Below are 9,440 nucleotides of genomic sequence, written 5' to 3' on the forward strand. Positions count from 1 at the left end.
CGGCAAAAGGATGGCCGCATTCGAACAAGGAGGGTGCCCCTATGAACGCGATGAAGGATGCGTTATCCGATCGAACCTTGCAATGGGTGGTCAACTCCGTGCATAAGCAGGCCGACGTAGTCTCGATTGAGCGTCTTCAAGGGGGCATCTCCTCTCTCGTTCACGCCATAACGCTTAGCGTAGGCGGCAAACTTCGGCGCGTGGTGCTGCGGCAGTTCGACGACAGGGAGTGGGTGCGGAGGGAGCCGGATTTGGCTCATCGCGAGGCGGAGAGTTTGCGGCGGGCTTCCGCCATGGCCGGCGTGCGGGCGCCGGCGATTGTCGCGTTTGACGGCGATGGAGCCGGCTGCGGGATGCCGGCGGTTCTAATGACGCGGCTTGAAGGCCGGGTCGTTCTGGAGCCGAAGGATGTCTCCTGCTGGCTCGACGGCATGGCGCTGTCGCTGTCTCGCATCCATGCGGAGGCAGCCGGGGATTTTCCATGGTCGTTCGCGCCCTACTGCGACGCCTCGACGCTCGATACTTCTTCCTGGTCGTCCGTTCCCGACAAGTGGAGGGCCGCAGCCGACATCGTGACGGGGCATCGTCCTTCGTTCGCGAAGCGGTTCATCCACCGGGACTACCATCCCGCCAACGTCCTTTGGAACGAAGGCGAGGTAAGCGGCATTGTCGATTGGGTGAACGGATGCGTCGGTCCGGCGGGAATCGACGTCGGCCATTGCCGCGTCAATTTGGCGCAATTGCACGGCGTTGGTACGGCCGACGAGTTCCTCGACCGCTATAGACGGCATGCAGGTGACTCCTTCCACTACGATCCGTATTGGGATCTCGTCACCTTGATCGATTTCGCCTATTGGCCGCCCGAAGTGTATGGCGGCTGGACCGCATTGGGCGTTGCCGGATTGACGGCGAAGATGATGGGCGAACGGCTGGACGCTTACTTATGCAGCCTGTTGAATCGCCTTGCTTGAAGAGGGCGGTCTCGAGAGGCAGGGGATACCTAGGAACAGCCTTGTTTATTGTTCGCTTGTCGGCAAAGGACCGTCCGCTCCTCCGGCGGCAACCAGTCAAGCTATTTTTCCACAAGCTGACTGCCGAGACTTTCTCTACAGTCTGAACGCCTTCGGCGTCTTTAGGGCTTCATGGAGCATGACCGAGCAGGACCCCGAACGCTTACGGACACACGAGCCGTTATTTGTCCAAAAATCGCGTTTTTGATGTTCTAACGGACCCTGGTTCCGCTATGCGTCGGATTTTCCTCGATGGGGGCACGGTTTGAAGCGAATAACGGATCCTCTGTCCGTCCCATTTCTGAATAGGCTTCCAGGCGAGAAATAGCGGATCCTGGGTCCGTTAGAGCCAAGGCAATCCCCGATTGGAATCTTGGAGGTCCCACGGGAAACATCTCGTGAAGAAGGCGGCGGTGCAGGGGAAGCTCCCTGCACCGCCGCTATTACTCGTCGCCGTCCGTTACGCCCAACTGCCGATTTTTCTCTTTGAACTTCGGGTTGTGCGAGGAGACGTAAGCCACCTTCTCCGCTTGCGGATCGATATACAGCTTGGCGCTGTTGCACGCGAGCACGGCGTCGTTGAACGTACCCGCAATCAGATGAACCTTGCTGTCGTGCTTGACGAAGTCTCCCGCCGCGAACACGCCCGGAATGTTCGTCTCCATCTTGCTGCTGACATGCGCGTGCCACTCGCCCATTTCCAGGCCCCAGTCCCGGATCGGGCCGAAGTTGTAGCGCAGCCCGTGATTGACGATGACCGCGTCGACATCGATCCGCTCCCGCTCTCCCGTCTCCGTATGGACGATAGTCACCTGGTCGATGGCCGCTCCGTCGCGGCTATGAAGCGCCTCCACCGTGTACGGCGTCCGGACGTTAACCGAAGAGGCCTTCATTCGCGCCACGTTGCGCTCGTGGCCGCCGAACTGGTCGCGCCGATGGACGACCGTGAGGCTTGCCGCGATCGGCTCCAGGGCGTTCGCCCAGTCGACGGCCGAGTCGCCGCCGCCCGAGATGAGCACCCGCTTGCCGCGGAATTCCTCCAGCGCCTGCACGGTGTAGTGCAGATTCGTCACCTCGAATCGGTCGGCGCCTTCGATGTCCAGCTTCGCCAATTCGAGAATGCCGTAGCCGATCGCCAGCACGACCGTTCTCGTCCAATGCTTCTCGCCGGTTGCGGCGGTGAGGAGCAAGGTGTTGTCGGGGAGCCGTTCCAGCGAGACGATTTGCTGTCCGAGCACGATTGTCGGATCGAACGTCTTGGCTTGCCGAATCAACTGTTCGATCAACTGCCTGCCCGGCGTCGGCGTCAACCCGCCGACATCCCAGATCATCTTCTCCGGATAGGTCAGAATTCGGCCTCCCAGCTGCTCCTGGGCCTCGATCAGCTTCGTCTTCAAATCCCTCATGCCGCTATAGAAAGCCGTATACATGCCGGCGGGGCCTCCGCCGATAATGGTCACGTCGTATATCTCAAGTTCCTGCCGTTCGCTCAATGTCAGTCCCACTTTCTGTCCGAGGATCGGTCCGATTCTGCGTTATTCACTTTTTTATTTTAAGTGATAATGATTATCAACGTCAACAAAAGAAGGGATTGTCGCTTGGCCGTCCGTTTTCGAAGATCTATTGACACATAAGCGCGGTTCGATTACTATAGCTTTTTATTGTTTGAAAAATTTGAGTATTCAGGAGGCGCTGCTATGATTCGTGTCGGCCTGGTCGGAGATTATCGTCCGGAAGTAAAAGCGCATGCGGCGATTCCGCAGGCACTTCGGCTAGCGGCGGAAGATCTCGGGCTGTCCGTTGAAGCCGAGTGGATTCCTACCCCTGCGTTGGAGGAGGAGTACGAGCCGAAGCTGGGCTCTTATCGGGCGCTGTGGATCGTGCCGGCTAGTCCGTACTAGAGCATGGCCGGAGCGCTTAACGCGATCCGCTACGCGCGTACGAACTGCGTTCCCCTTCTGGGAACGTGCGGCGGGTTCCAACATATGGTCCTCGAATATGCGAGAAACGTTCTGGGACTGGCGGATGCGGACCATGCGGAGGAGAATCCTTCCGCTTCGGTGCTCATGGTCGTTCCTTTGACCTGCTCGGTAAGCGAAACGACGAATACGTTCCGGCTCGTGCCGGAGTCGAGAGTTGCCGCCCTTTACGGCAAGGAGGAAATCGAAGAGACTTACGGAACGTGCAACTATGGCGTCAACCCGGCATGGGCTCCTCTGTTGGAGCAGAACGAATTGCGGACCGTAGGCGTCGATACGGAAGGCGTGTCTCGGATCATGGAGCTGGATTCACCCGCTGATCAAGGCGCTTCTTCAGGCGGCGGCCGCTTGAGGCCGTAACATTTGGCGGAAAAGGCACGAGGTCTGCGCGTTGGGTGTTAGCCATCAAGGCCGAGATTTTCTCGACGCGTCTGGAACCCTTCCGATCCTCCGAAGCTATCGCGCGTTGGCCCCCATTCGTGGTAGATTGGATGCGTCCCTTGCACTTCTTGTACGGCAACTGCAAGGCGCTGTGGCCAATTGCGCTGTATATTCATGGAGGAGGCGGGCAGGATGGATTGGGTTGCAAGAATGAATCGGGCGATTCGCTATATCGAAGAGCATCTGACGGAAACGATCGACTACGCGGAAGCGGCGAAAGCGGCTTGCTGTTCGGTCTGCCATTTTCGGCGTCTGTTCTCTTTCATTGCGGGTGTGTCCTTATCGGAATATATAAGGCGGCGAAGGCTTACGTTGGCGGCTTTCGAGCTGCAGAACGGCCGGACGAAGGTCGTCGATCTGGCGCTCAAGTACGGGTACGATTCGCCGGAAGCGTTCACGAGGGCGTTCCAGCAACTGCACGGCACGACGCCGACAGCCGCGCGGAGCGCCGGAATCAAGCTCAAGGCCTACCCGCCTCTATCCTTTCAATTCTCGGTTAAAGGGGCTGAAGAAGTGAATTACAGGATCGAGGAGAAGCGCGGTTTTTCGATCGTAGGCGTCCAGGAACGCGTCGACACCGACCAAGCGTTCCACATCGTGCCCGGTTTATGGGCCGAAGCTGCACGGGAGGGGTTGTTCGAGAGGCTGTGGCAAATCCGTGCGGACGATAGGCAGCTCGAAGGAATATTGGGCGTCTGCGCGGACGGCGAGCATGGGAAGAACGAGGAATTCCGCTACATTCTCTCTATCGAATCGGATGAAGAGCCTCCGGCCGGCATGGTCAAAAGGGATTTTCCCGCAGCCGCGTGGGCCGTGTTCGAAGCGTACGGAGGGCCGGAAGGAATCGCGGAAATATGGAGAAGGCTGTATACGGAGTGGCTGCCGGCATCGGCTTACGATCTCGCCTACTTGCCTGCCATCGAATGTTATCTGCCGCCCGAAGAGAACCGGAACGAATTATGGGTAGCCGTAGTCCCCAGGTGTGAATAGCGCACCGCGGGCATCCGCGTTGGATGGGGGGGAATCCCTCCGATCAAGACCCATCAGGGAGCAAGCGCCTCCTTGGCGGGTCTTTTTATTTTCTGAATTTTTTGAAAGGAAAAAGTTTACAAAGTACCCGCTTCATCGTATGATAAACATACATAAAAAACATAAATGTTTATAAAGTATGAAAAGTGACGAGCACTTCAAAAGGAGCGATGAGCGATGAAGGGATTAAGCGGCAAAGCAGTCATGATCACTGGGGCATCGAAAGGGCTCGGGCGGGCGCTCAGCGTCGCTTTCGCGCAAGAAGGCGCGAAGCTGGCGTTGTCGGCGCGCGGAGCGGAGGCGCTTGAGCGCGTGAAGCGCGAACTGGAGGCGCTGGGCGCCGAGGTGCTGGCAGTTGCGGGAGATATGTCCGTATCGCGCGATGTCGAGCGATTCGTGGCCGCCGCGGAAGACGCCTACGGCCGCATCGACGTGCTGATCAACAACGCCTCCATCTTGGGGCCGAGTCCGATGCCGCTGCTGCTCGACTATCCGGAGGAGGACTTCGCCCACGTGCTTCGGGTCAACGCCGTGGGACCTTTTCTCGTCACGCGGCGCGTCATCCCGAATATGCTGCTGCGCGGCTCCGGCTCGATCGTCAACGTCACCTCGGAAGCGGGCAACGCAGGCTATGCGGGATGGGGCGCGTACGGCATCTCGAAATTCGCATTGGAAGGGCTGACCGAGACGTGGGCCGACGAGGTGCAGGAGACCGGGGTTCGCGTCAACATGGTCGACCCGGGGGAGATGGACACGGAGATGCATGCGCTGGCCGTTCCGGATTGCGATTACGAGCTGGCGAAGCCGCAAGAGGTGACGGGCGTATTCCTCTATCTCGCGTCCGACGAGTCGATCGGGGTTAACGGCAAGCGGTTCGCGGCCCAGGAGTTCAATCCGGAAAGATGGGTGGAGCCATGAACGGAGCGATGGGCGTTTTTGACCTGCCGGACGAGTTGAACGCGACGATGCCCCCGGAACGCCGCGGCATTAGGCGGGACCATGTGAAGATGATGGTCGTGGACCGGAGAACGGGGGCAACGACGCATACGCGGTTCTATCAACTGGATCGTTACTTGCGGGAAGGCGACCTGCTTGTGCTCAATGCCAGTCGGACGATTCCGGCCGTTCTGTACGGCGTATGGACGAGAAAAGGGACCGTTCTGAACGGCCGGGCGGAGATCCGGCTGGCCCGGCGAGTCGACGAGCGGACGTGGGAAGCGTTGGCGGTGGCGGGGGGCGTGCGGCCGGGCGATGAATTCGAGTTCGCTCGCGGATTGCAAGCCGTTGTGACGGAGGCGGCTCCGGCCCCTTTCATCCGCATTCGCTTCTCGCTTCAAGGATCGCAGCTCCTCGATCGGATTTACGAGCACGGCGAACCGGTTCGCTACGAATACATTGCTTACCCGTGGGAGCTCGATTATTACCAGACTGTGTATGCGTCCGTTCCGGGTTCGGTGGAGATGCCGTCTGCCGGGCGGGCGTTCAGCTGGGAGCTGATTTTCAAGCTGCGGCGCAAGGGAGTCGGAATCGCCTTCATCCAGCTTCATACCGGCCTGAGCTACTTGTTGGACGATTCGCCGCGCCTGTCGCCGTGCGACCATCCGGAACAGTACGAGGTACCGGCCGAGACGGCAGAGGCGATTCGGCAAACGAAAGATGCCGGGGGCCGAGTCGTTGCCGTAGGCACGACGGTCGTGCGCGCTTTGGAGACCGCCGTGGACGAGAAGGGCGCCCCGGCCGCTCAATCCGGCTGGACGAACCTGATGATCGACCGCTCCGTGCCGCTTCGGATCGTGGACGGACTGATTACCGGATTTCATGAGCCGGAAGCCAGCCACCTGGATTTGCTGGCTGCTTTGATCGAACCGGACCTGCTCTATGCCGCCTATAAGGAGGCTATTCAACGGGGCTACCTTTGGCATGAATTCGGAGATATGAACTTGATCGTGTAAGAGGCGATCCGATGCTTCAATAGGCGGGAAAATAAGACGCTGTCCGTGCTCCGGCGAAGGATGCGGTGATCGGGAAGCCCGCACAGCACGAGGATGGGGGAGCCTGGCAACAGCAAAATGGCGATGCCGTGACCGGGCCCTATGACCAGCATCAAGTTGAGGGCGAAGCTCGGCACTTCCGTGAAGGCTGCGATGGCGGACAGACCGGCCGGCGTTCCCGCCATGGCGCTTGGATAAGCGGTTTTGCCCTCCTAGCTCTATGTTCGCTGTCATGACCTATTTATGGTAAAATTCGAAGGGGAATGACGTGGGAGACCGCCATGCCGGAGCTTAAGCGCTATGGTCTCCCGGAAGGTTGAAGCTTGGGATGAACAAATTCAGCCATATCGATTTGCGGGTTCCGGATTTGGCCCGCGTGTTGCCGTTTTACGAGAAGTTGCTTCCCGCTTTAGGCTTTACCCGCACTTTCCATAGCGCGAACTGGCGGGTGTTCGCCTCCGAAGACGAGCTGCCAAGCGCTTCGTATTTCGCGATTACGGAGGACCCCGGGCACCGGCCGAACGGCAATCTGGTCGGCTTCTGGGCGGAAGACCGCGCCGAGGTCGACCGCCTCGCGGAGGTGGTTCGGGAGGCGGGCGGCACGATCCGGAGCGGGCCCCAATTGTTCCCGATCAGCCCGACGTACTATGCGGTGTTTTTTGAAGATCCGTGCGGGAACGCGTATGAGATTGTACATCGGTTGAACTAGCACTATTTGCATAGACACCTTCTTGAACCTGACGCTGCGTCAGGTTTTATTTTTTTGCGCGACAACGGGGAGCGAAGGCGGCCAATGAAGTTTGGCGAGCGGGCGAGCCGGCCGGGCGGACGGGCCTCGCGATTCGGGCGCCGAGATGCGCGCAATCCGATCGTTATTGCCGGATGCGGATCCGCATGCACGACAGTGCAGAGGAAGGGGGCTAGCCGCCCCTTCCCGCCCGATTCTACAAAGCTCCCGCCTCCTGCACGATCTGCACGGCCTGCTCGTAGTCTTCCGCATCCACAATCGCGACCAGCATAATGTCCCGGCCGGTCACCCGATTGTCCGGCCCTCCCGAGCTCATGCCGCTCGCGCTTACGCTGGCGGCGGCCAAGGGGCTCGTGTCGGGATTGTCGAAGTCCCCGCCGAGCGTCAAATAGCCGAGACCCCGAAAGTTCCCGGTGATCGTATTGCCGAGCTGATCGAGATTTTCCATGCCGGTTCCGCTGTAGCCGTCGAACCGGTCGATCGAATAATCGGCGAGCCGCAGCGACTTGAGCTTCTCCAGCGCTTGCTTGGCTTGATCGGGCGTGTTGAAGTAAGCGAAAACCGTTCGTTCCGACATCGGAGGTCCCTCCAGTTCCGGGATTTGGCGCTTCCGGCAATGATATCCCGTAGTATGGGCCGAGAGCCTGGACCGTATGCGCCCGCCTCCCCGCTTCAACTTTTCCCTCCGGCGACCGTCCCGGCTTCGCACGAACTCCCCGCTGCCGGCACCTTGCGCGCCGCCGAGAGGCGAAGGCTAATGCCGAAAACGCCCAGAGCCAGAAGCGTCCACCCTCCTCCGAAATAACCGAGTCCGCTCGCGGAGCCGTATTGGACGACCCATCCGCCCGTCAACGCTCCCAAGGCGCTGCCCAGATGAGTGGCGGACGCATGGAGAGAGAGGACGATGCCCGATGCCGGCCCGGACAGCCCGATCAGCCGGTGCTGCTGCGCCGGGTTGAACGCGTACCCGCTCGCGCCCCATAGAGCCAGAGCCAACGTTCCGAGCGCAACCGCGAACGCGCCGGAGAGGCCGGTGACACCGCCAAGAATGGACAGCAAGGCCATGGATACGGTCAGCAGGGAGAGGGAGAGGGCGATCGTGCGGGAAGAACCGAACCGGTCGGCGGAGTATCCTCCCAGGTTGACGCCGATCAAGCAGGCGATCCCGTCGAAGAACAGAACGAGGCTCAGCATACGGGACGTCGCACCGAAACCGGCGAAGATGTCGGCGACATAGGTATACAGAGCGAAGATGCCGATTCCCCACGCCAATGTCGTCAGCAGGGCCGACAGGAGGACGGGGTTCCGTAAGCAGGACAGACGCTCCCGCAGCGTCGCGGACCCCGGCGACGGGATGGCCGGGAACAGCCGGCGGATGAGCAGAGCCGCTGCGGCGAAGACGAGTATCGCGGCGATGAGCACGCGCTTCCTGTCCCAACGTCCCGTCAAGGTGGCCAGGACGGGAGAACCGATCGCGTACACGAGAGAGAAAATCGCGACCAATTGCCCGGCTGCGGACAGCGAGACGTTAAAATCCCGGGCCAGCGCAGGAAGGATGCCGGCGATCATAAATCCCTCCGTGCCGATCGCGAACGAGGCCAGCGACAGCAACATGATGCGTTTGTCCATATGATCTTGCTCCTCTCCAAATCGTTTATCCAATAGAACCAATTCAGTTACATTGATGTCCGGAAAAAACGCGAGTCCAATGAAGGCAGCTCTGAGCCCGAAGTATCAAAAAAACCACGAAGAAAAAAATCGCCATGGGGGAATCCGCGCGGCTGCGCGAAGACTTCCATGTCGATTTTTCGTCCGATTCGGCGGCCACACGCCGTAACGGACGGAGTGCGCGTGCATATCGGAATCGTTGGGTAACGAACGAGATAAATTAAGGCTCCGAACGGACGAAAATCGTGTAAAATAGACCTGAATCCGTGACAAACTTAAGTCCACTCCGCCAGAGAGGGCAGTATATGGAAAAAAGTAATCGGAAATCCCCCCATCAGCTAAAGATTCGTGATGAAAACAAATCTACAAATGACAGAATCCATCAAGCAAGGCATGCTCAATAAGCCTTGCTGTTTACGGTAAGGCCGGAACAGGGAAGAGCAGTTTGGGTTGGTCTGGATGGCGAAAAATGGATTCAGGCAAACGCTTGGTACACTCGTCGTACGGTCTGAAACCAGGGACTGTATCGCCCAAAATTGAAAATCGTTTGACGAGCGTGTCGGCTGACTCTAGC

Annotated in this window: 10 protein-coding genes; 7 read left to right on the top strand and 3 right to left on the bottom strand. The window is 59.2% G+C overall.

The window, feature by feature from the left end:
* Positions 1-41: 41 nt before the first annotated feature.
* Positions 42-971 (top strand): phosphotransferase family protein, encoded by a 930-nt coding sequence (locus tag G485_RS0114150; RefSeq protein ID WP_240489152.1) that lies wholly within the window; start codon positions 42-44, stop codon positions 969-971.
* Between the two features lie 482 nt (positions 972-1,453).
* Here the strand turns inward: G485_RS0114150 and G485_RS0114155 are convergent, their stop codons facing one another.
* Positions 1,454-2,503: an NAD(P)/FAD-dependent oxidoreductase gene (locus G485_RS0114155; RefSeq protein ID WP_035156294.1), complete on the bottom strand. Its 1,050-nt coding sequence runs from the start codon at positions 2,501-2,503 to the stop codon at positions 1,454-1,456.
* Positions 2,504-2,707: 204 nt separating this feature from the next.
* Here G485_RS0114155 and G485_RS30965 point away from each other — a divergent pair, with 204 nt between their 5' ends.
* The 6 genes from G485_RS30965 (at position 2,708) to G485_RS29145 (ending at position 7,159) form a co-directional block, all read left to right on the top strand.
* A complete protein-coding gene (locus G485_RS30965) occupies positions 2,708-2,911 on the top strand; it encodes a CTP synthase (protein ID WP_051318283.1) in 204 nt (67 codons plus the stop codon).
* 3 nt (positions 2,912-2,914) lie between these two features.
* On the top strand, positions 2,915-3,349 hold the full coding sequence (locus G485_RS28455) for a glutamine amidotransferase-related protein (protein WP_051318284.1): 435 nt from the start codon (positions 2,915-2,917) through the stop codon (positions 3,347-3,349).
* Positions 3,350-3,562: 213 nt separating this feature from the next.
* Positions 3,563-4,420: an AraC family transcriptional regulator gene (locus tag G485_RS0114165; protein ID WP_027093095.1), complete on the top strand. Its 858-nt coding sequence runs from the start codon at positions 3,563-3,565 to the stop codon at positions 4,418-4,420.
* Positions 4,421-4,636: 216 nt separating this feature from the next.
* Positions 4,637-5,377, top strand: coding sequence for an SDR family NAD(P)-dependent oxidoreductase (locus G485_RS0114170; protein ID WP_027093096.1), 741 nt, complete (start codon positions 4,637-4,639; stop codon positions 5,375-5,377).
* Positions 5,362-6,411 carry an S-adenosylmethionine:tRNA ribosyltransferase-isomerase gene (locus G485_RS0114175; protein WP_240489153.1) on the top strand — a complete coding sequence of 350 codons (1,050 nt, stop codon included), beginning with the start codon at positions 5,362-5,364 and terminating at the stop codon, positions 6,409-6,411. Before G485_RS0114170 ends, G485_RS0114175 begins: the two co-directional genes overlap by 16 nt.
* 367 nt (positions 6,412-6,778) lie before the next feature.
* Complete coding sequence (locus tag G485_RS29145) at positions 6,779-7,159, top strand: VOC family protein (RefSeq protein WP_027093098.1); 381 nt, start codon at positions 6,779-6,781, stop codon at positions 7,157-7,159.
* Positions 7,160-7,394: 235 nt separating this feature from the next.
* Here the strand turns inward: G485_RS29145 and G485_RS0114185 are convergent, their stop codons facing one another.
* On the bottom strand, positions 7,395-7,775 hold the full coding sequence (locus G485_RS0114185) for a hypothetical protein (RefSeq protein ID WP_027093099.1): 381 nt from the start codon (positions 7,773-7,775) through the stop codon (positions 7,395-7,397).
* Positions 7,776-7,870: 95 nt separating this feature from the next.
* Positions 7,871-8,827 carry an MFS transporter gene (locus G485_RS0114190; RefSeq protein ID WP_027093100.1) on the bottom strand — a complete coding sequence of 319 codons (957 nt, stop codon included), beginning with the start codon at positions 8,825-8,827 and terminating at the stop codon, positions 7,871-7,873.
* Between the last annotated feature and the right edge of the window lie 613 nt (positions 8,828-9,440).

This window comes from Cohnella thermotolerans DSM 17683, from assembly GCF_000429825.1.
GTDB lineage: Bacteria > Bacillota > Bacilli > Paenibacillales > Paenibacillaceae > Cohnella > Cohnella thermotolerans.

What these genes read in the sequence shown, in the direction of transcription:
- G485_RS0114170 (WP_027093096.1), top strand. Translation starts at nt 4,637, where the DNA reads ATGAAGGGATTAAGCGGCAAAGCAGTCATGATCACTGGGGCATCGAAA.
- G485_RS0114150 (WP_240489152.1), top strand. Translation starts at nt 42, where the DNA reads ATGAACGCGATGAAGGATGCGTTATCCGATCGAACCTTGCAATGGGTG.
- G485_RS0114175 (WP_240489153.1), top strand. Translation starts at nt 5,362, where the DNA reads ATGGGTGGAGCCATGAACGGAGCGATGGGCGTTTTTGACCTGCCGGAC.
- G485_RS0114190 (WP_027093100.1), bottom strand. Translation starts at nt 8,827, where the DNA reads ATGGACAAACGCATCATGTTGCTGTCGCTGGCCTCGTTCGCGATCGGC.
- G485_RS0114165 (WP_027093095.1), top strand. Translation starts at nt 3,563, where the DNA reads ATGGATTGGGTTGCAAGAATGAATCGGGCGATTCGCTATATCGAAGAG.
- G485_RS30965 (WP_051318283.1), top strand. Translation starts at nt 2,708, where the DNA reads ATGATTCGTGTCGGCCTGGTCGGAGATTATCGTCCGGAAGTAAAAGCG.
- G485_RS28455 (WP_051318284.1), top strand. Translation starts at nt 2,915, where the DNA reads ATGGCCGGAGCGCTTAACGCGATCCGCTACGCGCGTACGAACTGCGTT.
- G485_RS0114185 (WP_027093099.1), bottom strand. Translation starts at nt 7,775, where the DNA reads ATGTCGGAACGAACGGTTTTCGCTTACTTCAACACGCCCGATCAAGCC.
- G485_RS29145 (WP_027093098.1), top strand. Translation starts at nt 6,779, where the DNA reads ATGAACAAATTCAGCCATATCGATTTGCGGGTTCCGGATTTGGCCCGC.